General features: G+C 72.1%; 16 protein-coding genes and 1 tRNA gene. 3 read left to right on the forward strand and 14 right to left on the reverse strand.

What is annotated here, in order from left to right:
* Nucleotides 1-9: 9 nt before the first annotated feature.
* Entirely contained in the window at nt 10-2,211 is a 2,202-nt protein-coding gene (locus ACFYXV_RS25185) for an MMPL family transporter (protein ID WP_385475766.1), read from the reverse strand.
* A gap of 110 nt (nt 2,212-2,321) precedes the next feature.
* Entirely contained in the window at nt 2,322-2,912 is a 591-nt protein-coding gene (locus tag ACFYXV_RS25190) for a TetR/AcrR family transcriptional regulator (RefSeq protein WP_385475764.1), read from the reverse strand.
* A gap of 172 nt (nt 2,913-3,084) precedes the next feature.
* On the opposite strand from ACFYXV_RS25190, the gene ACFYXV_RS25195 reads away from it, so the two are divergent.
* A complete protein-coding gene (locus ACFYXV_RS25195) occupies nt 3,085-6,432 on the forward strand; it encodes a S41 family peptidase (protein WP_389384095.1) in 3,348 nt (1,115 codons plus the stop codon).
* Between the two features lie 100 nt (nt 6,433-6,532).
* Here the strand turns inward: ACFYXV_RS25195 and ACFYXV_RS25200 are convergent, their stop codons facing one another.
* The 4 genes from ACFYXV_RS25200 to ACFYXV_RS25215 form a co-directional block, all read right to left on the reverse strand.
* The gene (locus ACFYXV_RS25200) at nt 6,533-6,706 is read right to left on the reverse strand and encodes a hypothetical protein (protein WP_385472090.1); all 174 of its coding nucleotides are present in this window, start codon (nt 6,704-6,706) and stop codon (nt 6,533-6,535) included.
* A gap of 76 nt (nt 6,707-6,782) precedes the next feature.
* Entirely contained in the window at nt 6,783-7,676 is an 894-nt protein-coding gene (locus tag ACFYXV_RS25205) for an SDR family oxidoreductase (protein ID WP_383338019.1), read from the reverse strand.
* A complete protein-coding gene (locus ACFYXV_RS25210) occupies nt 7,673-8,605 on the reverse strand; it encodes an alpha/beta fold hydrolase (protein ID WP_389384096.1) in 933 nt (310 codons plus the stop codon). The genes ACFYXV_RS25205 and ACFYXV_RS25210 overlap by 4 nt, the downstream gene beginning before the upstream one ends.
* A complete protein-coding gene (locus ACFYXV_RS25215) occupies nt 8,602-10,140 on the reverse strand; it encodes a flavin-containing monooxygenase (protein ID WP_385472096.1) in 1,539 nt (512 codons plus the stop codon). Before ACFYXV_RS25215 ends, ACFYXV_RS25210 begins: the two co-directional genes overlap by 4 nt.
* A 136-nt stretch (nt 10,141-10,276) precedes the next feature.
* Between ACFYXV_RS25215 and ACFYXV_RS25220 the strand changes: the two genes are divergently transcribed.
* A complete protein-coding gene (locus ACFYXV_RS25220) occupies nt 10,277-10,957 on the forward strand; it encodes a MerR family transcriptional regulator (protein ID WP_383338015.1) in 681 nt (226 codons plus the stop codon).
* On the opposite strand, the gene ACFYXV_RS25225 is transcribed toward ACFYXV_RS25220, so the two are convergent.
* Complete coding sequence (locus tag ACFYXV_RS25225) at nt 10,939-11,742, reverse strand: exodeoxyribonuclease III (protein WP_389384097.1); 804 nt, start codon at nt 11,740-11,742, stop codon at nt 10,939-10,941. The genes ACFYXV_RS25220 and ACFYXV_RS25225 overlap by 19 nt on opposite strands.
* A gap of 38 nt (nt 11,743-11,780) precedes the next feature.
* On the opposite strand from ACFYXV_RS25225, the gene ACFYXV_RS25230 reads away from it, so the two are divergent.
* Entirely contained in the window at nt 11,781-12,275 is a 495-nt protein-coding gene (locus ACFYXV_RS25230; protein WP_385472103.1) for a GNAT family N-acetyltransferase, read from the forward strand.
* Between the two features lie 72 nt (nt 12,276-12,347).
* Here the strand turns inward: ACFYXV_RS25230 and ACFYXV_RS25235 are convergent, their stop codons facing one another.
* The 7 genes from ACFYXV_RS25235 to glp form a co-directional block, all read right to left on the reverse strand.
* Nucleotides 12,348-16,343, reverse strand: a complete 3,996-nt coding sequence (locus ACFYXV_RS25235; RefSeq protein ID WP_389384098.1) for a hypothetical protein — start codon at nt 16,341-16,343, stop codon at nt 12,348-12,350.
* A 192-nt stretch (nt 16,344-16,535) separates the two neighbouring features.
* Nucleotides 16,536-16,609 (reverse strand) — tRNA-Ala (locus ACFYXV_RS25240).
* A 75-nt stretch (nt 16,610-16,684) separates the two neighbouring features.
* A complete protein-coding gene (locus tag ACFYXV_RS25245) occupies nt 16,685-17,734 on the reverse strand; it encodes a hypothetical protein (RefSeq protein WP_385472109.1) in 1,050 nt (349 codons plus the stop codon).
* Between the two features lie 153 nt (nt 17,735-17,887).
* Complete coding sequence (locus ACFYXV_RS25250) at nt 17,888-18,478, reverse strand: GNAT family N-acetyltransferase (protein ID WP_383338005.1); 591 nt, start codon at nt 18,476-18,478, stop codon at nt 17,888-17,890.
* A gap of 17 nt (nt 18,479-18,495) precedes the next feature.
* On the reverse strand, nt 18,496-18,984 hold the full coding sequence (locus tag ACFYXV_RS25255; protein WP_385472212.1) for a molybdenum cofactor biosynthesis protein B: 489 nt from the start codon (nt 18,982-18,984) through the stop codon (nt 18,496-18,498).
* A 131-nt stretch (nt 18,985-19,115) separates the two neighbouring features.
* Nucleotides 19,116-19,595, reverse strand: a complete 480-nt coding sequence (gene moaC, locus ACFYXV_RS25260) for a cyclic pyranopterin monophosphate synthase MoaC (protein WP_383499706.1) — start codon at nt 19,593-19,595, stop codon at nt 19,116-19,118.
* 74 nt (nt 19,596-19,669) lie between these two features.
* Nucleotides 19,670-21,010 (reverse strand): gephyrin-like molybdotransferase Glp, encoded by a 1,341-nt coding sequence (gene glp, locus ACFYXV_RS25265; RefSeq protein ID WP_385472114.1) that lies wholly within the window; start codon nt 21,008-21,010, stop codon nt 19,670-19,672.

A 21,010-nucleotide genomic window follows, 5' to 3' on the forward strand; every position in this document is an offset into this window, starting at 1 on the left:
CCTGACGGGTCAGGCGTTGACCAGCTCGCGGTCCTTGTCCGGACCCTCCGGGGAATCGGTGGAGCCTTCGAGGTGCTTGCGCAGGCTCTCGCCCTCCACGTCCACGTTCGGCAGCAGCCGGTCCAGCCAGCGCGGCAGCCACCAGGCCTTGTGGCCGAGCAGCGCGAGCACCGCCGGGACGATCGCCATGCGGACGACGAAGGCGTCGAAGAGGACGGCGATGGCGAGACCGAAGCCGATCATCTTGATCATCTGCTCGCTGGCCCCGATGAAGCCCGAGAACACCGCGATCATGATCACGGCGGCCGCCACGACCACCCGCGCGCTGTACTGGAAGCCGGTCACGATGGCCTGGCCCGGGCGCTCGCCGTGGACGTACGCCTCCCGCATGCGGGTCACGAGGAAGACCTCGTAGTCCATGGCCAGACCGAAGACGACGCCCACCATGAAGATCGGCATCATCGACATGATCGGGCCGGTCTGCTCCACCCCGAAGAGCGAGCCGAGCCAGCCCCACTGGAAGACCGCGACGACCGCGCCGAGGGCGGCGACCACGGAGAGCAGGAAGCCGAGCGCCGCCTTGAGCGGGACCAGGATGGAGCGGAAGACCAGCATCAGCAGCAGGAAGGCGAGGCCGACCACGAGCGCCAGGTAGGGCAGCAGCGCGTCGTTCATCTTCTGCGAGAAGTCGATGTTCATCGCGGTCGCGCCGGTGACGAGGACGTCGTCGCCGCTGCCGTCGCGGATCGTGTGGACCAGGTTCTCGGTCTCCACCGAGGACGGGCGGTCCTTCGGGATGACGGTGATCACCGAGGCGTCGCCCGCCTCGTTCGGGGTCGGCGGCATGACCGCGGCCACGCCCTCCAGCCCCTTGATCCGGGCCTCCGTCGCGTCGGCGAGCTTCTTGTCACCGTCGACGACCACCATCAGCGGGCCGTTGAAGCCCGGGCCGAAGCCCTCGGACAGCAGGTCGTACGCCTTGCGCTGGGTGGTGGAGACCGGCTGGGCGCCGTCGTCCGGCAGGCCCATCTCCAGCTTGCTCGCCGGGATCGCGATGGCGCCGAGGCCGATCACGCCGACCAGCAGGACCATGATCGGGCGGCGCAGGACGAAACGGGCCCAGCGGGTGCCGCCGTTGGCCTTGGGCTCGGCGCCGGCCGGCTTGCCCTTGCCGAACAGCTTGCTCTTCTTGCCCGCCGGCAGGACCTTCTTGCCCGCGAAGCCCAGGATGGCCGGGACCAGTGTCAGGGCGACGAGGACGGCGATGACCACGGTGCCCGCGGCCGCGAAGCCCATCTTCGTCAGCATCGGGATGTTGACGACGGCCAGGCCCACGAGGGCGATGACCACGGTGAGACCGGCGAAGACGACGGCGGAGCCGGCGGTTCCGGCGGCCCGGCCCGCGGCCTCGTCCCGCTCCCTGCCCTCGGCGAGCTCCACGCGGTAGCGGGAGACGATGAAGAGCGCGTAGTCGATGCCGACCGCGAGGCCGATCATCATCGCGAGGGTGGAGGTGGTGGAGCCGAGGTCCAGCACGTTGGCGAGCGCGGTGATGGAGGAGACGCCGATGCCCACGCCGATGATCGCCGTCAGCAGCGGCAGCCCGGCCGCGACCAGCGAACCGAAGGTGATGACGAGGACGATCGCCGCGATCAGGATGCCGATGATCTCGCCGGAGCCCGTCTCGGGGGCCGTCATCAGGGCGTCGCCGCCGATCTCGACGGTGAGCCCGGCGGCCTTGGCGGCGTTTCCGGAGTCCTTGAGCGCGTCGCGCGCCTCGTCCTTCAGCTCCATGCCGCTGACGGTGTACTTGACGCTCACGTACGCGGTGGAGCCGTCCTGGCTCACCGCCCGCGCCTGGTACGGGTCGGTGACCGAGGCGACCTGGGCCTTGCCCGGGCCGTCCTTCAGGTCGGTGACGATCTTCTCGACCTGGGTCTTGTTCTTCTCGTCGCTGACCGAGGAGCCCGCGGGCGCCTTGACGACGATCCGGGCGGTCGCGCCGTCGGCGGCCATGCCCGGGAACTTCTTGTCCAGCACGTCGAAGGCCTTCTGGGCCTCCGTGCCGGGTATCGAGAACGATCCGGAGGTGGGTGCGGACGCCGTCGCCGCGCCGAAGCCGGCGGCGAACAGCAGCGCCACCCACAGCAGGGCGACGAGGCCTCGGCGCCGGAAGGCGCCCCTGCCGAGTCGGTAGAGGAAGGTAGCCACGGAGGCGGTTCTCCCGTTCAGGTCGTGGTGGATCCGGGACGGATCAGGGCGTGGAGAGCCGGCCCGACGACGAGAGCGGCGTGTCAGGAGCAGCAGGAGGGATCGGACGATCAGACGCCGAGGGCGGGGAACACCACGGAGTCCATGAAGTCGGCGAGGAACGCCTGGTCCACGGATCGGTCCTCCATCAGCGGCAAGGCGATGAAGGCGCCGATCAGCATGTGCGGTACGAAACGGATCGCGGGACAGTCCGGGGCGATCTCACCCCGTTCCACGCCGCGCCGCAGGATCTCGTCGAGTCCGGAGATCTCCGGCTCCATGAGCAGCCTGCGCAGCGCCTGGTGCAGTTCGGGGCTCGTGTGGACGGCATGGGCGAGGCCCCGCAGCAGTGCGGTGTCCTTCGCCATCTGCGCGTTGTCGGAGAGCTCGACCATGCGGTGGAAGTCGCCGCGCAGCGTGCCCGTGTCGATCTCCCGGAGGGAGGCCGGCTGGGTGCACCGCAGGGCTCTGGCGACCAGCTCCGGCTTGCTCCCCCACTGGCGGTAGAGGGTGGCCTTGCTGGACTTGGTGCGGGCGGCGACCGCATCCATGGTCAGCGCCTCGTAGCCGACCTCGCGGAGGAGGTCGAGGACCGCCTCGTGGAGCTCGGCTTCCCGCTCGGGGGTGATCCGGCTGCGCCGCGACGAGACTTCTTCGGGCATCTCCGGCACCTCCCATCCGAACGAAACTGTTTCGTACACCAATGACGATACCCCCGCAGCGAGCGAAACGAAACCGTTCCGTTTCGCTTGGGGAGTGGCATGTGTCACCTACGGCGGGGATGGATCACCTGTACGAGTTGCCAGCCCCCCTTGGCGCGGAAAGCATTGTGGGGTGAGTCACGACGGCGCGTACCTCCGCTTCCCGCACCTCCACGACGATCTGCTGTGCTTCGCGACCGAGGACGACCTCTGGGTCGCCCCGCTGGTCCCCGAGGGCGAGAGCCCCGGCCGGGCCTGGCGGATCACGGTCGACCGGACCAGGGTCGGCCACCCCCGCTTCTCCCCCGACGGCCGGCACATCGCCTTCACGAACTGGCGCAGCCTCGACCCCGAGATCCACCTCGCCCCGGTGGCCGGCGGCCCGGCCCGCCAGCTCACCCACTGGGGGGCCACCGACACCCGTGTCTGCGGCTGGACCCCGCCCGACAAGGACGGCCACAGCGACATCCTCGCCGTCTCCTCGCACGGGCAGCCCTTCTCCTACTACGCCTGGGCCTACAGCGTGCCGACCGACGGCTCACCCGGCGGCAAGCTGCCGTGGGGACCGGTCTCGGACATCGCCGTCCACGAAGAAGCGGGAGGAGAGCGGCGCACCCTGCTCCTGACCGGCAAGCCCCCGCACGAGCCCGCCGCCTGGAAGCGCTACCGCGGCGGCGCCACCGGCCGGCTGTGGCTGCACGGCGAGCGGCTGATGGAGCACGTCGAGGGCCACCTCGACGCCCCGATGTTCGTCGGCGGCCGGATCGCCTTCCTCTCCGACCACGAGGGCATCGGCAACCTGTACTCCTGCCTGCCCGACGGCACCGACCTGCGCCGGCACACCGACCACGAGGAGTTCTACGCCCGGCACGCCTCCAGCGACGGCTCCCGCGTCGTCTACCAGTGCGGCGGGGACCTCTGGCTCGTGGACTCGCTCGCCCCCGAAGCCGCCCCGCGCCGGCTCGACGTCCGCCTCGGCGGTCCCCGCGCGGGCCGCCGTACGTACCAGATCCCGGCCGCCAGCCACGTCGACTCGCTCTCCGTCGACGCCACCGGCCGGGCCAGCGCCGTCGTCATCCGCGGCAGCCTGTACTGGCTCACCCACCGCGACGGGCCGGCCCGGACCATCGCCGACACCCCGGGCGTACGGGTGCGGCTGCCCGAGATGCTCGGCAGCGGCGGGCAGGTCGCGTACGTGACGGACGCCGAGGGCGAGGACGCGATCGAGATCGCCTACCTGCCCCGCGCCTCCGGGGACCGGGAGCCGCGCCGGCTGGCCTCGGGCGAGCTGGGCCGCGTACTGGAGCTGCTCTCCGATCCGGACGGGGAGCGGCTCGCGATCGCCTCCAACGACGGGCGGCTGCTCCTGATCGACGTGGCCGACGACGTGGTCGACGACGAGGCCGGCGCCCCGGAGACCGAGGGGTCCGAAGGGTCCGAAAGGGGCGGGGGTACCTCCGGGGGAGTCACCGAGCTGATCCGGTCCATCAACGGGCCCGTCACCGACCTGGCGTTCTCCCCCGACGGGGCCTGGCTGGCCTGGTCGCACCCGGGCATCGGGCGCTCCCTGCGCCAGATCAAGATGGCCCGGATCTCCGGCCCCGGCCCGCGCTCCATCGTCGACGTCACCAACGGCCGCTTCGAGGACGAGAGTCCGGTCTTCACCCGCGACGGCCGCTACCTGGCCTTCCTCTCGTGGCGCGGCTTCGACCCGGTCTACGACGTGCACACCGGCGACCTGTCCTTCCCGCTGGGCTGCCGTCCGTACCTGGTGCCGCTGTCCTCGGCGACCCCCTCGCCGTTCGCGTTCACCCCCGACGGGCGCCCGGCGGCGGGCGGACTCGACCCGGGCGAGGGCGAGTCCACCGAGGGCGAGGGCGCGGTCATGGTGGAGGTGGAGGGGCTGGAGAGCCGCGTCACCCCGTTCCCGGTGACGGCGTCCAAGTACTCGGCCCTCCACCCGGTCAGCGGCGGCGGGCTGGTGTGGCTGCGCTGGCCGATCTCGGGCGCGCTCGGCGAGACCTTCGCCAACCCGACCGACACCAGCGGCAAGCCCACCCTGGAGCACTTCGAGATCACCAAGGCGCGCAAGAGCGAACTGGCCTCCGGGCTGGACTGGTTCGCGGTCAGCGGCGACGGCACCCGGCTGGTCGTCAACGACGACGGCGACCTGCGCGCGGTCCCGTCCACCGAGTCCGGCGACGGCGATTCCACCGTCTACCTGGACCTGCGGCGCATCCTGCACGAGGTGGACCCCGCCGCCGAGTGGCGCCAGGCCTTCGAGGAGGCCGGGCGGCTGATCCGCGCGTACTTCTGGGAGCCGGACATGTGCAACATCGACTGGGACGGGGTGCTGCGCCAGTACCGCCCCCTGGTCGAACGGGTCGCCTCGCCCGACGAGTTCGCGGACCTGCTGCGCGAGGTGCTGGGCGAGCTCGGCACCTCGCACGCGTACGTCGCCCCCGCGCGCCGCAACGAGGGCCCGCCGCACTACCACCGGCCGATCGGGCTGCTCGGCGCCAACTTCGTGCCCCGCGAGGAGGGCTGGACGCTCGCCCGGATCCTGCCCGGCGAGTCCTCGGACTCCAAGGCCCGCTCCCCGCTCGCCGGCACCGGCATCCGGGAGGGGGCCGTGCTCACCCACATCGACGGGCGGCCGGTGGACCCGGTGGCCGGGCCCTACCCCCTGCTCGCGGCGGCCGGCGGCACCACGGTGGAGCTGACCTTCGTACCCGCCGAAGGCGAGGGCCGGGCCCGGCGGGTCGCGATCGTGCCGCTGATCGACGAGCGGCCGCTGCGCTACCAGGACTGGGTGTCCAAGCGGCGCGCGGTGGTCCGCGAGCTCAGCGGCGGCAAGTGCGGCTACCTGCACATCCCCGACATGGGCGGTTCGGGCTGGGCGCAGTTCAACCGGGACCTGCGGATGGAGATGTCCCGGCCGGCGCTGATCGTGGACGTGCGCGGCAACGCGGGCGGGCACATCAGCGAGCTGGTGGTGGAGAAGCTGACCCGCTCGATCCTCGGCTGGGACCTGACGCGCAACGCCCAGCCGGTGAGTTACGCCTCCAACGCGCCCCGCGGTCCGATCGTGGCGCTGGCCGACGAGGCGACCTCCTCGGACGGGGACATGATCACGGCGGCCTTCAAGCTGCTCGGGCTCGGGCCGGTGGTCGGCCAGCGCACCTGGGGCGGGGTGGTCGGCATGACCGGCCGGCACACGCTGGGCGACGGCACGGTGATCACGGTGCCGATGAACGCCGCCTGGTTCCCGGAGTACGGCTGGTCGGTGGAGAACCACGGCGTGGAGCCGGACCTGGCGATCCTGCGGACCCCGCTCGACTGGGCGGAGGGGCGGCACGCGCAGCTGGACGACGCCGTGTTCCTGGCGCTGGAGCTGCTGGAGCAGGAGCCGGCCGCGGTGCCGCCCGGGTACGCGGACGTCCCCGACCTGAAGCGTCCGAAGCTGCCGCCGAGGCCGTAGGCCCCGGCGGCACGGGAGGCCCCCGGGGTACGGGACACGGGGAAAGGGCGCGGCCTGTGCAGTGCACGGGCCGCGCCCCTTCCGTCACGAACTCCGGGCGTCAGAAGTCCCAGTTGTCGTCGAGCTCGTCGTGGACCTTTTCCTTCTTCTTCTTGGCCGGGTCGGAGGCGTGCGCACCGCGCTGGGACGCCTCGTCCTTCGCGCCCTGGCGGGCCGCCTTGGCCTTGTCCTCAAGCTCTTGCGCCTTGTCCTGGAACTGGTCCTTGATGCCCATGCTGTTCACTCCTGGTGGGGTGTAGGGGACCGGGCTGCGACCAGATTTGCACGAGCGGACAAAGCTCGCATTTCGATCAATGACGCTCGGTGCCCAGGGTCCGTTCCTTCTCGTCGGCGGCGCCTCCGGCCCCCACCAGCCCCCTGGAGACGCTCGTCAGACGGGGCTCGAAGCGCTTCATCTCCCGCTGCCCGACGGTCGCGATGATCCCGGGCAGGTAGCCGCGCACGCCCTGCATCCCGCGCAGCCACCACTGCGCGTACACGTGCGGCGAGCGCCGCTCGATGCCGGCCACGATCCGGTCCACGGCCGGGCCCAGCGGGTACGTCCGGTTCGACGGCCAGGGCAGCCGCGCGCGCAGCTCCCGCATGACCTCGTCCTGGTCGGCCCCGCGCACCATGTCGGTGTCGGTCCAGGAGAGGTAGCCGACGCCCACCTTGACGCCCTTGTGGCCGACTTCGGCGCGCAGGCAGTGCGCGAAGGCCTCGACCCCGGACTTGGAGGCGCAGTACGCGCTCATCATCGGCGCGGGCGTGATCGCGGCGAGCGAGGCGATCTGGAGGAAGTAGCCGCGGCTCTCGGTGAGTACGGGGAGGAAGGCGCGGGCGGTGACGGCCCCGCCGATCAGGTTGACCTCGATCACCCGGCGCCAGGCCTCGGGGTCGGAGTCGGCGAAGGGACCGCCGGCGGCGACGCCCGCGTTGGCGACGACGAGGTCGACCTTGCCGAAGCGCTGCTTGACCTCCTGCGCGACGCGGGCCATCGCCTCGTGGTCGGTGACGTCGGCGTGCCAGTGGTCGCTGTCGGTGTGCAGCCGCTCGGAGACCTCCTTGAGGGCCTCCGGCTCCAGGCCGACCAGCGCCACCCTCGCGCCGCGCGCGGACAGCTTGCGGGCGAGGAGCTCGCCGACCCCGCGGGCCGCGCCGGTGACGACGGCGACCTGGCCTTCCAGACTCCTGTTCGCGCTCACGGCGTCTTCTCCTTCGGTTCGTCGGTCACGTTCGCCAGGTGGACGGTCAGCTCGCGTATGGCGCCGGTGACCGCCTCGGGCGCCTCGATCGGGGTCATGTGCCCCATGCCGGTCAGTTCGGTCAGCCCCACGCAGTGGGGCAGCGCGGCGGCCAGCCCCCGGGCGTGCACGATCGGGGTGAGCCGGTCGTTCTTGCCGCCGATGACGGCGGTGGGCACGGTGAGCGCCGCGAGGTTCGCCTCCAGGTCCAGCCCGGCGAGCACCTCGGACCAGGCGTGGCGGACCCCGGTGGGGCAGGCGTGGACGATACGGGCGCAGGCCTCGACCTTGTCGGGCGCGGACCCGGGGCCCATGGTGGCGTACTTCAGCACCCGTCTGGCGACCGGCGTGACGGGCCCGAGAGGGGCGCGCGCCCCGAGGACCGCGCCGGTGATACGAGTGCGTACGCGCCCGGGGCGCAGGGGCACGACCAGCGACTCCGCGACCAGCCGGGCGCTGCCGGTGCTGCACAGCAGCGCGGCGGCGGTGTGCTCGGCGAACTCCGTCCGGCCGGCGGCGGCCATGATCGTCATGCCGCCCATGGAGTGCCCGGCGACGACCGCCTTCTCCCCGGGGCCCAGGGTGGCCCCGAGGACGGCGACGAGGTCGTCGGCGAGGGCCTCGGTGGCGTAGCGGGAGGCGGCGGGGGAGCGCCCGTGCCCGCGCTGGTCGTACGCGATGACCCGGTGGTCCCGGGCGAGCTCGCGGATCTGCGCGGCCCAGAAGGCGGTGGAGCAGGTCCAGCCGTGGGCCAGCACCACGGCCGGCGCTCCCTCGTCCCCGTGTTCCTCCACGTGCAGGCGGGCCCCGTCGGCGGAGACCGCGACGAGCTCCCGCCGGGCGGCGGGCGGGGCGTAGCGCCCGGAGGTGACGTACCCGGTCCGGCTCACGCTGCTCCCTCCGCGTTCCCGGCACCGGCGGGAACGCGCTCGGGCCGGTCCTCCCGGAGCCGGATGACCTCGTACTCCGAGAGGTCCACGCTCCGCGTCTCCTTGCGGAACTCTCCGGTCGTGCCCGGCCAGACCGTCGTATTGCGTCCCTGCGCGTCCAGGTACCAGCTGGTGCAGCCGCCGGTGTTCCACACGGTCCGCTCCATGCGGGTCTGGACCCGGCGGTTCCACTGGTTCACGGCCGAGGGCCGGGCCGCGAGCGCGACCCGCCCGCCGAGCACGTGCAGCTGGCGCAGGTAGTCCGCCATGTAGTTCAGCTGCGATTCGATCATCAGGATCATCGAGCTGTTGCCGAGCCCGGTGTTCGGCCCGATGATCGTCATCCAGTTCGGGAAGCCGGCCGCCGTCGCCCCGCGCAGCGACTGCATCCCGTCCTTCCAGTGGTCGGCGAGGGTCCTGCCCTCCGCGCCCACCACCCGGTCGGCGATCGGCATGTCCGTGACGTGGAACCCGGTGCCGAAGATGATCGCGTCGACCTCGGTCTCCGTGCCGTCGGCGGCGACCAGCGTGTTGCCCCGGATCTCCTGGAGACCGGAGGCGACCAGGTCCACGTTGGGCCGGGCCAGCGCCGGGTAGTACTCGCTGGAGAGCAGGATCCGCTTGCAGCCGATCCGGTACGAGGGCGTCAGCTTGGCCAGCAGCTCCGGATCCTTGATCGAGCGCGCCATGTTGGCCTTGGCCAGCGACTCGATGAGCCCGAGCTGGTTGGGCCGCTTGGTGAAGGCGCTGACCTGGAGCTCCCGGATCCCCCACAGCAGCCCCCGGCGGGCCGCCCGGGTGAACGGCAGCTGGCGGTGCAGCCAGCGCTCCGCGCCGCTGATCGCCCGGTCGGTGCGCGGCATCACCCACGGCGGGGTCCGCTGGAACAGCGTGAGCCGCCGTACGTCGGGGGCGATGGCCGGCACGATCTGGATGGCCGAGGCTCCGGTGCCGATCATGGCGACCCGCTTGCCGCGCAGGTCGTAGTCGTGGTCCCAGCGCGCGGAGTGGAAGACCTTGCCGGGGAACTCGGCGAGCCCGGGGATCTCCGGCATCTTCGGGTCGGACAGCGGCCCGGTGGCGGAGACCACGACGTCGGCGGTGAGTTCGCCGGACGCGGTCTCGATCTCCCACCTCAGCCGGTCGGCGTCCCAGCGCATCATGCGCACCTCGGAGTCGAGGCGTACGTGCGGGCGCAGTCCGAAGGTGTCGGCGACGTGCTCCAGGTACGCGCGGATGGCCGGCTGCCCCGAGAAGGTGCGCGGCCAGTCGGGATTGGGCGCGAAGGAGAAGGAATAGAGATGGGAGGGGACGTCGCACGCGCACCCGGGATAGCTGTTGTCCCGCCAGGTCCCGCCCACGGAATCGGCCCGTTCGAGGATGACGAAGTCCGTGATCCCCTCGCGCCGCAGCCGCACGGCCGCGCCCAGTCCCCCGAATCCGGAACCGATCACCGCCACTCGTACGTGCTCGCGCTCACCCTTGCCACCGCTCATGCCCGCCGCCTTCCGCAGCCCCACAGCGCAACACTGCCAGCAATCACTGGCACAATCGGGAGACTAGAGCAGCTCCGTACTCATGGGTAGAGGTCACGCCCGGAAAGTTACTGCCGGTACGCCATAGGCTGCGCCTGTGGAAGACACGGAAGCGGGGACGACAGTGCGTGAATACCGTACGGAGGAACTGGCCGAGGCGGCCGGCATCCCCGTCCGCACCCTGCGCTTCTACCGCGAGCGCAAGCTCCTCCCGCCACCGCGCCGCGAGGGCCGGATCGCCTGGTACGACGAGCACCACCTGGCCCGGCTGCGCACCATCGCCGCCCTGCTGGAGCGCGGCCACACCCTCGGCGGCATCGCCGAGCTGACCGCCGCCTTCGAGAACGGGCGCGACGTCGGCCAGCTCGGCGAGCTGCTCGGCATCGGCTGGTCCGAGGAGACACCCGTACGGCTGACGCCCGAAGCCCTCGCCGACTACTTCGAGGGCGAGGTCACCCCGGAGAACCTGGCGGCCTCCCTCGACCTCGGCTACCTCGCCACCGACGGCGACGCGATCGTGCACGTCAGCCGCCGCCTGCTCGACGTCTCCTCCGCGCTGGTCCGCGAGGGCGTCCCGCTCGCGGCGGTGCTGGAGACCGGACGCCGGGTGCGCGAGCACGCGGACGCCATGGCGGCCCTGTTCACGGAGCTGATCTCCGCCCACCTGCCGGAGGACGCCCTGCCGCGCCTGCGCCCCCTCGCGAAGAGCGTGGTGGAGGCGGAGCTCACGATGGCGATGGACCGCCTCCTGGCCTCGGCTCAGGACCCCAGTTCGTAGACCGCGGTCACGGGCGCGTGGTCGGACCAGCGCTCCGGGTGCGTCTCGGCCCGCTCCACGAACGCCTTCACGGCCTTGGCGGCCAGACCCGGGGTCGCGACCTGGAGGTCGATGCGCCAGCCGGCGTCGTTGTCGAAGGCCCGCCCGCGGTAGGACCACCAGGAGTACGGTCCCTCGGTGTCGGGGTGCAGGCTCCGTACGACGTCCACGTAGCCCGCGGTGTCGTACACCTGCCCGAGCCACTCACGCTCCTCGGGCAGGAAGCCGGCGTTCTTCCGGTTGGTCTTCCAGTTCTTGAGGTCGGCCTCGTGGTGACAGATGTTCCAGTCACCGCACACCACGACCTCGCGGCCCTCGGCGGCGGCGCGCACCTTCAGCTCGGCGAGGTACGGGAGGAACTCCCCCATGAACCGGTACTTCTCCTCCTGCTTCTCGGTCCCGGCCTCGCCGGAGGGCAGGTAGAGGCTGGCGACGGTGACGCCCGGGAGGTCCGCCTCGATGTAGCGCCCGCTCGCGTCGAACTCGTCGCTCCCGAACCCCACCCGCACGGCGTCGGGCTCCCGGCGCGTGTAGAGCGCGACCCCGGCCCGCCCCTTGGCGGCGGCCGGCGCGAACACGGTGTGCCAGCCGTCGGGCGTGCGGACCTCGTCCGGAATCTGCCCCTCCTCGGCCCGCACCTCCTGCAGGCAGACGACGTCGGCGTCCGACCCGGCCAGCCACGGGGAGAACCCCTTCTTGGCGGCGGCGCGGATCCCGTTCACATTCACGCTGGTCACAGTGAGCATCCCCGCACCATAACGGGAGCGTTCCGTACGATGTTCCGATGTCTCACGGGATAGAGCTCCGCGTCGTGCCCTACGACCACCCGGACGCCCTCAAACTCAACGACCAGGTCCAGCTGGAGTACCAGGCGCGCTACGGCGGTGAGGGCGATGTCACACCGCTCGACCCGGCGATGTTCGCCCCGCCGAGGGGCCTGTACCTGCTTGCGTACGACGCCTCGGGCGCACCCGTGGCCAGCGGCGGCTGGCGCGGCCAGGACGAGAACGACGAGGGCTACTCGGACGGCGACGCCGAGCTCAAGCGCATGTACGTGGTCGCCGGGGCCCGTGGCCTGGGCCTGGCCCGCCGCATCCTGGCCGCACTGGAAGCCGACGCCCGCGCGGCCGGCCGCACCCGCATGGTGCTGGAAACGGGAGACCGGCAGCCGGAGGCGATAGCCCTCTACTCCTCCTCGGACTACACCCTCACGAAGAAGTTCGGCCATTACCGCGACTACGACTCCAGCCGCTGCATGGCCAAACCGCTCCACCCCTGACGGTGAGATGCGAAAGATCCCGCCCGATCTCGCGAACGGACGGGATCTCCCGTAAGGCAGAGCGGATCCGGGTCAGGAAGTGAAGAACCCGTTCAGGTCGGCGATCACATCGGCGGAACCGGTGTTGTTGTAGAAGGTCACCCGACCGTCCACGACCGGGACCACGACCAGGTTGGATACGGTCCGGCCGGCCGTGAAGTTGAGGTTCGACACGTTGGGACGCGCGACCCCGTGCGGCTGGACGATGAGGTGACCGTCCTGGGTGGGGTTGGTGACGGTGACGTTCAGCACCACCGCGCTCACCCCGCTCAGCGGCACGCCCTCGACCCCGGCGACCTTGATGCTGACGACGCCGCCCTGGCCGACCGCCCCGGCGCGGGCGCCGGTGCCGGTACGGGTGTCGAGCAGCCGCACCGGTGAACCGGCCGAGAACGTCGACCCGTTCGCCGAGTAGTAGCCCGTGACGTCGGCGATCAGGTCCACCGAGCCCGAGTTGTTGCGCAGGTCGACCTTGCCGTTGACGACCGGAACGGTCACCAGGTTGGGGACGACCTGCCCGGCGGTGAAGTTGAGGTTCGACACCCCGGGCGCCGCCTGCCCGTTCGGATAGACGGTCACGTGCCCGGCCTCGGTCGGGTTGACGGCGGTCACGTTCATGACCACCGCGGTCACCCCGCTCGCCGGAACACCCTTCACACCGGCCACCTGCAGGGTCACGACCCCGCCGGGACCCACCCGGGCCTTGTTGGCACCGGTGCCGTCACGCGTGTCCAGGAACCGTGACGGCGTGATCGGCGTGAATGCCGAGCCGGTCGCGGCCTTGTCGGTGAAGTACCCGGTCACGTCCGCGATCAGGTCCACCGAACCGGCGTTGTTGCGCAGGTCCACCTTGCCGTTCACGACCGGGACCGTCACCAGGTTCGGAACGATCTGCCCGGCCGAGAAGTTGAGGTTCGACACCGAGGGCTGCGGCTGACCGTTCGGGTACACCATCACGTGCCCGGCCTCGGTCGGGTTGACGGCGGTCACGTTCATGACCACCGCGGTCACCCCGCTCGCCGGAACACCCTTCACACCGGCCACCTGGAGGGTGACCACACCACCCGGGCCGACCCGGGCCTTCGTCGCCCCGGTGCCGTCACGCGTGTCCAGGAACCGCGAGGGCGTGATCGGCACGAACCGGCTCTTCGCCGCGGTCGCGGCCGCCGTCACCGTGTACGCCTTCGGCAGGTAGCCCGGAGAGGGCACTCCGGGAGTGGACACGTAGCCGTCGCGGACCACGTCGTAGGTGCCCGGCTCCAGCCCGTTGGTGTCGACCAGCACATCGAGGGCGGTGCCGTCGACGTTCACGGAGAGCACCTTCATGACCGGCCTCGGATCGCCCCCGACGTCACTGCGCACCAGATGGATCTTGCTGTCCAGGGTGAGGCCCGTACCGCGGACGACGGCGTGGGTCTGCGTCCCGGCGGCGCCGGTCGCGGGGCTGATCGACGTGGGCAGGGCCCCCGGTTGCGGGTGGACGCACTCGGAGTCGCACAGTCCCTGCATGCTGAACTCCACGGGCGTGGCACTGCGGCCGGCGCTCAGCAGGAGAACGGCCTGGCCGGCCCCGGCGTTCCCGAGGGTCAGGCACCGGGCACCGAACACGCCCCACGACTGGACGCACTGGAACTCGGAGCCCGTGCTCGTCCACTGAGCGGCACCGTGCAGGCTGAGCGACGGGTTCTCGTTCGTGGTCGTGCTGGTGGTACCGGCGACCTTGAACGCCTGATCGGGCTTCACGTCGACCACGGCGCAGTAGCCCGCCGAGGACTCGGAGAGCACCCCGCTCCGCGCCGGGAAGCCGTTGACCGAGACGGGGTTGGCGGTGCACTCCGGCGCCCAGCCGGCCGCCGTGCCCACCCTCCAGGTGTCCACGTCGGCGTGGATGGGGTTGTCCTTGTAGCCGGAGGCCAGGACGACCGCGAGGTACGAGGTCGAGCCGGTCACCCGGCAGGAGACGCCCCACTGGCGGCAGACGAACTTGCCGTCGGCGTCGACCGCCATCATCAGGGTGGAGGGCTCGTAGCGCGGGTCCCCGAGCGTGCGGGAGCTCAGCCAGAACTTGTCCGTGGCCGCTCCGGTGACCCGGACGCAGCGGGCGTCGAGCGCGGAGGTCAGGTCGAGCGGGGTCGACTTGCCGCCGACGGCGGTCGAGGACGGCGTGAGGCACTTCGCGGTCGCCGAGACGTCCCGGCGCACCAGCTTGTACGTGTCCGGCTGCCAGCCGGTGAGGATCAGCATCGCCGTGTGCGGGACACCGGCCGCGAGACCGCACATGGTCGTGGACGAACCGGCCGTGGAACAGACCGTGGTACCGGCGGGGTCGACCACCTGGACCGACGCGTTCACCTTGTTGTTCAGGTTGGCGTAGTCGAGCATCTCTGCGGTGGAGTGCCGGTCCGCCGCAATGGCCAGGCAGCGCATCGGGTCGGCCGGGGTCTGCGAGACCTCGGCGCCCCAGCTGCCGTCGAAGCCGGTCTGCTGCCACGGGGTGCATCCCGCGGTCTCACCGGTGCGGTGGACGACGAGCCCGTACGCCTGGGACGGCGTGCCGCCGAGCACCGCGCGGAACGGGGCGGTACCGGTCAGCTTGCAGACGGCGTACGCGCGCCCGTCGTTCTCACACTGCTTGGCACCGGACGCGTCGTAGACCACGACGGTGGCGTCGGTGCCCTCGGCCGGCGGCCGGTTCAGCAGGTAGACGCCCTTGCCGGTGGCGGTCGGCAGCGTCAGGCACAGCTTCTGCCCGGCTCCGCCGAACGTGCCCGTGGCCGGACCGGCGACCAGCCCGTTGTCGTGGGTCGCGGTGCAGCCCCGGGCCTCCTTGGCGGAGAGGAAGGCCATCCCGTAGGCGCCGGGGTCGGCGCTGCGCGGGTCGACCACCCAGCTGTGATCGCCGGGGGCCAGGTCGCAGGCGCCCTGCGCACATGCGGCGACGGGTGTGCCGTCGGCTGCGAACAGCGCGCCGTAGGGGGCGGAACCGGAGGAGACGGGCTCGAAGGCGTACGCGCCGCCCTGCGACACCCGCAGGGTGCGGCAGCGTGCTGTGGAGCTCAGGTCCGGGGAGACCCCGAACGCCTGTGGCTCCACCACGGTGCAGCCCTCGGGCTTGGAGAGCCGGGCCACCGTGAGGTCGTAGGTCTCGGCCGCCCCGGAGAACTGCAGCACCGACATCCGGTACGGCGCGGCGCCCGTGAGCTTGCAGTCGAGGGCCTCGCTCTCGTGGTCCCGGGAAGAGCAGATCTGCGTGCCGGTGGCGTCGTAGACGGTCTGGGTCACCCGGTACGTGGAGGTGTAGCCGCGCAGCACGTCGTTTGCGGCCAGGTCCAGCGTGTAGCAGTCGCCCGCCGAGCCGGCGGCCGGTGCACCGTGGAACGCGGTCGGCGCACCGAGCTTGCGGTCGGCGGCGCCCACCGCCTTGCAGGAGGTGGAGGAGAGCAGCGGGACGTACGACACCGAGATGTCGTTCTGCGAGCCGCTATTGGTCCAGATCTGCAAGGTGTACGCGCCCGCCTTGCCGGTGGCGCAGCGCTGGGCCCCGTTCCCGAAGCCGCTGCCGAAGACGTTCTCGCAGGCGACCGCGGCGCCGTCCGGCCCCACGAGCTTGGAGTAGACGGACCCCTGGGCCGAGACGATCTGGGCCAGCACCAGGTCCTTCTGCTGCGGCAGAGCGAGTGCGAACGAGGCGGTCTTGTTCGGCTCCACCGTGCAGTTGACGGTCGTGTGCGGCGCCAGCGCCGCAGGGCAGTCCCCGGTGACATCGCTCTGGCGGAGCGCCCGCACGGCGGCCTCGTGATCGGCCTTCGGATCCGGCTTCGGCGGCGCCTTGGGCCCGGCCGGGGCCGGCCCGGCGGGCTCGGACTGCGGCGAGGCGGCGGCCGCGGGCGGCGAGACGGCCGCGAACGCGGATCCGGTCGGACCGGTCAGCGCGGTCAGGACGGCGAGCAGCAGAGCACCGGAGACGACCGGGCCACGGCCGCTGCCCCGTCTTTCCCGCACTCTTCTGCCGATCGGCAGCAAACTCATGAACCCCCCAGTTCAAACGGCCCGACCCGGATGACGATCACACGGATTGCGGGCAGGCGGAGTGTAACCATCAGCCGCAGGGGAGCCCCAAGGGGATTTCAGGAGCCCGGAAACGACGAAGATCCCGCCCGATCTTTCGATCGGACGGGATCTCGTCACCGTTCCTGAGAGCTACTCAAGAACTGTCGTTTGTGGACCTGTGGGGATTTGAACCCCAGACCCCCTCGATGCGAACGAGGTGCGCTACCAGACTGCGCCACAGGCCCTTGCGACGTGTGAAACATTAGCATCCCCGCGCCGGTGCTCCAAAACCGATACCGGGAGCGTCCGCGCAGGTCCGGTCACTCGTTCGCGGCGCGGGGGCGGTCGTCGCTCTCGTACTGGTCGAACAGCGGCGTGCGGCCGCGGCCCTGGCCGCGGCCGCGGGCGTTCGGGAGCGGCTTCTGGTCCGGCTTCGGCTCGGGCTTCGCGTCCGGTTTCGGCTCCGGCTTCGCGGCCGGCGAGGGCTGCGCGCGCAGGCGCGGGTCCGTCGGCTCGGCCGTGCTGGAGCGGGTCGCGCTCCAGGCGTCCGGGTTCGAGGGTCCCGTGGCGCGCGGGGCGACCGGGGCCGTCACGTACGTCGGCAGCGGGACCGGGACCGGCTCCCAGCTGTCACCGCGGACGGGGCCTCGCTCGCGCTCGCGCTGCTGGTCCACCCACTCGGCGTGGTCGGTCTGCTCGACCAGCGCGCGCCGTCCGGCTTCCTGCGGGGAGACCGGTGGAGCAGGGTCCGGTTCGGATCCCGCGTCCGCCTCCGGCTCGCGGCGGCGCGGGCGGTTCTCGCGCAGCTGCCGGGCGGCGGCCTCGGCGCGCCGCCGGTCCATCGTGAACTCGTAGCGGCGCCGCTCCTGGACGCGCAGGTGCACGATGTACGCGCTCAGCAGCAGGGCCGGCACGGCGGGCGCCCAGAGGTAGCCGAGACCGCCGACCGCGGCGACGACCGCGCCGAGCGTGAAGATCAGGAAGAGGAGCGCGGTGGTACGCCGGCGGCGCGCGAGCACCTGGAGGCGCTGCTCGCGCCGGTGCCGCTCCGCCGCGGCCGACCTCGGCTCCGCCCTGGTCGGGGGTACGACAACGGCCCGGGCGTCGGCGTCCACGGAATTCACCGTTTCCGTCGCGGCGTCCGGGTCCGCGCGGTACTCGGGACCGGCCTCTTGGTCGCCGCGTTCACGCAGCCCCTTGGCGTAACGGCGCTCCATTCCCGCCCGGCCGGAAAGCAGCCGAATGGCAGTGGAGAAGCGTTCCGTCGGACGGGCTTCGTTCAGCTCGTCCTGCCTCCGGAGCCACATGGGCACCAAGTAGGCGGCCCAGGCCCCGACAATGACTGCGTAGATGAGGCCGCTGCTGCTCACACCTCACACCGTAGAGGGGCGCGGCCGGGCGGATCCGCCAATTGGGCCGGTGTGTCGCGCGAACCGGCTGATATCACGGACTTTTTTTGTGATTCTTCGGATCAGGTTATGGGCGAATCGGCTCCGCCCCCGATAATTCGAACAGATATTCGTTTATGCGCGTGCCCGGTGCCAGCGGCGCAGCAGCCCCTCCGGGACCTCCTCCGCCGTCAGCGCGTACACGAGGTGGTCGCGCCACGCGCCGTCGATGTGGAGGTAGCGCGGGCGCAGCCCCTCCTCGCGGAAGCCCAGCTTCTCCACGACGCGCCGGCTCGGCCCGTTCTCCGGGCGGATGCAGACCTCGATGCGGTGCAGCCCGACCTTGGCGAAGCAGTGGTCCACCGCCATCGCGACCGCCGTCGGCATCACGCCCCGGCCCGCCACCTCGCGGTCCACCCAGTAGCCCACGTGGCCCGCGCACATCGAGCCCCAGGTGATCCCGGCGACCGTCAGCTGGCCGACAAGGCGGCCCTGGTACTCGATGACGAAGGGCAGCATCCGCCCCGCGTTCGCCTCGGCCCGCAGATGGCGGACCATCTGGCGGTACGTCGGCCGGTGGATCACCGGCCCCCAGGGCGCGGGCGGCGGAATCGTCGCCTCCCACGGCCGGAGCCAGTCGCGGTTGCGCCGGTTGACCTCCCGCCAGGCACTTTGGTCCCGCAGTTTTATCGGCCGGAGCGTGACGTCGCCGTCGGTGAGCACCACCGGCCAGGTGGGTCCGTTCAGCTCGTGCTCCCGGAAGGCTCCGCCGGTCTGGTGTGGTCGCCGCCCCGGATCTGGTCCACCGCGTGCGGCAGGATGCGGGCCAGGACGGCCAGGCCGTCGCGCACCCCGCCCGGCGAACCCGGCAGGTTCACGATCAGCGTGTGCCCGGCCACGCCGGCCAGCCCCCGGGACAGGGCCGCGGTCGCCACCTTGGCCAGGCCTTCGGCGCGGATGGCCTGCGGGATGCCCGGGACCTCGTAGTCCAGCACCCGCGCCGTGGCGTCCGGGGTGCGGTCGGTCGGCGAGATGCCGGTGCCGCCGGTGGTGAGGATGACGTCGTACCCGGCGGCCACGCCCTCGCGCAGCGCCTGCTCGACCGGGTCCCCGTCGGGGACGACCCGCGGGCCGTCCACCGCGAAGCCCAGCTTCTCCAGCCCCTCGGCCAGCAACGGCCCGCCCCGGTCGGCGTACACGCCCGCCGAGGCGCGGTTCGAGGCGGTGACCACGAGTCCGCGCGGGGCGCTCCCGGATTCCCGGGACTCCCCCGCCGCGTCCGGCTCGGCCGACCGGGCCGCCGACCCGCTCCCGCCGGCCGGTACGGGCACGTGGCTGAAGGCGTCGCCGCCGCGCGGGGCGTTCACGCGCGCGTCCAGTCGCCGGACTTGCCGCCGGTCTTCTCCTCCACCCGGACGTCCGTGATGACGGCGCCCTTGTCGACGGCCTTCACCATGTCGATCACGGTGAGCCCGGCGACCGCGACGGCCGTCAGCGCCTCCATCTCGACGCCCGTACGGTCGGTCGTCTTGACGGTGGCGAGGATCTCGACGGCGTCGTCGGCGACCGTCAGGTCCACCTTCACGCCGGAGACGGCCAGCGGGTGGCAGAGCGGGATCAGGTCAGGCGTCTTCTTCGCGCCCATGATCCCGGCGATCCGCGCGGTGGCGAGGGCGTCGCCCTTGGGCACGCCCTCGCCGCGCAGCAGCTCGATCACCCGCGCGGAGACGAGCACGCGGCCGCTGGCCCGTGCCGTCCGCGTCGTGACGTCCTTCTCCGAGACGTCCACCATCCGGGCCGCGCCGGCCTCGTCGATGTGCGTCAGCCTGCTGTGCGTGGTCATAGGTTCGTGCCGCTCCCGCTCCGGGCCCCGCAAGGGCCTGTGTGGTGCAACACGCTACCCGCACCGGCCGTACTTCAGCCGAGCAGGACCACTTCGAGCTCGGCCCCCGGCTCCAGCGAGGTGACGTCCTCCGGTACGACCATCAGGGAGTCGGCGTGGGCCAGTGCCGCGATCAGGTGGGAGCCCGATCCGCCGACCGGGCTGACCGTGCCCTTCTGCGCGTCGTACTTGCCGCGCAGGAACTGGCGGCGCCCGGCCGGGGAGCCCAGCGCCTTGTCGGCTTCCAGGACGGCCCGCACGCTGGGCCTGCTCACGTCGGCCAGACCCATGAGCGCGCGGATCGCGGGCCGCACGAACAGCTCGAAGGAGACGTACGAGGACACCGGGTTGCCGGGCAGGGCCAGCAGGGGGGTGTGGTCGGGGCCGATGGTGCCGAAGCCCTGCGGCTTGCCGGGCTGCATGGCCAGCTTGCGGAAGTCCATCCGCCCGCCGTCGGCCTCGTCGTCCGCGGCGCCGACCGAGGTCAGCGCCTCCTTGACCACGTCGTACGCGCCGACGCTGACGCCGCCCGTGGTGACCAGCAGGTCCGCCCGGATCAGCTGGTCCTCGATGGTGGAGCGAAGGGTCTCGGCGTCGTCGGCCACGGCCCCGACCCGGTAGGAGATCGCTCCCGCGTCGCGCGCGGCCGCGGCCAGCGCGAAGCTGTTCGAATCGTAGATCGTTCCCGCGGCCAGCGACTCGCCCGGCTGGACCAGCTCGCTCCCGGTGGACAGGACGACCACGCGCGGGCGCGGGCGCACCCGTACGGTGCCCCGCCCGATGGCGGCGAGCAGCGCGATCTGCGGCGGACCGAGGACGGTGCCCGCGGCGAGCGCGAGGTCACCGGCCTGGACGTCGCTGCCGCGCGCGCGGACGTGGGCCCGCGCCTCGGCGGCCCGGTGCACCCGCACCTCGCCGCCCGAGCCCTCGGGGGCCGCGCTGGCGGGGGTCATGCCGGCGGCCGCGCCGCCGCCCGTGCCGCCGTCGGTCCACTCGACCGGTACGACGGCTTCCGCGCCGGGGGGCAGCGGGGCGCCGGTCATGATGCGGGCGGCCTGGCCGGGGCCGACGGTGGGCAGCTCGGCGCTGCCCGCCGCCACGTCCCCGATCACCGTCAGCACCGCGGGGAACTCCTCGCTCGCGCCCTGGACATCGGCCGTGCGGACGGCGTAGCCGTCCATGGAGCTGTTGTCGAAGGGCGGGAGCGCGACGGGCACGGTGACGTCCTCGACCAGGACGCAGCCCTGGGCGTCGAGCAGCTGGAGCTCGATGGGCTCCAGCGGCCGGATCGCGGCGAGGACGTCAGCGAGGTGCTCGTCGACCGACCACAGGCGCTGGGCGTCCGGGCCGGTGTCCTGCGGTGCGCGGCTGCTCAA

The sequence above is a fragment of the Streptomyces sp. NPDC002181 genome, assembly GCF_042890485.1.
Lineage (GTDB): Bacteria > Actinomycetota > Actinomycetes > Streptomycetales > Streptomycetaceae > Streptomyces.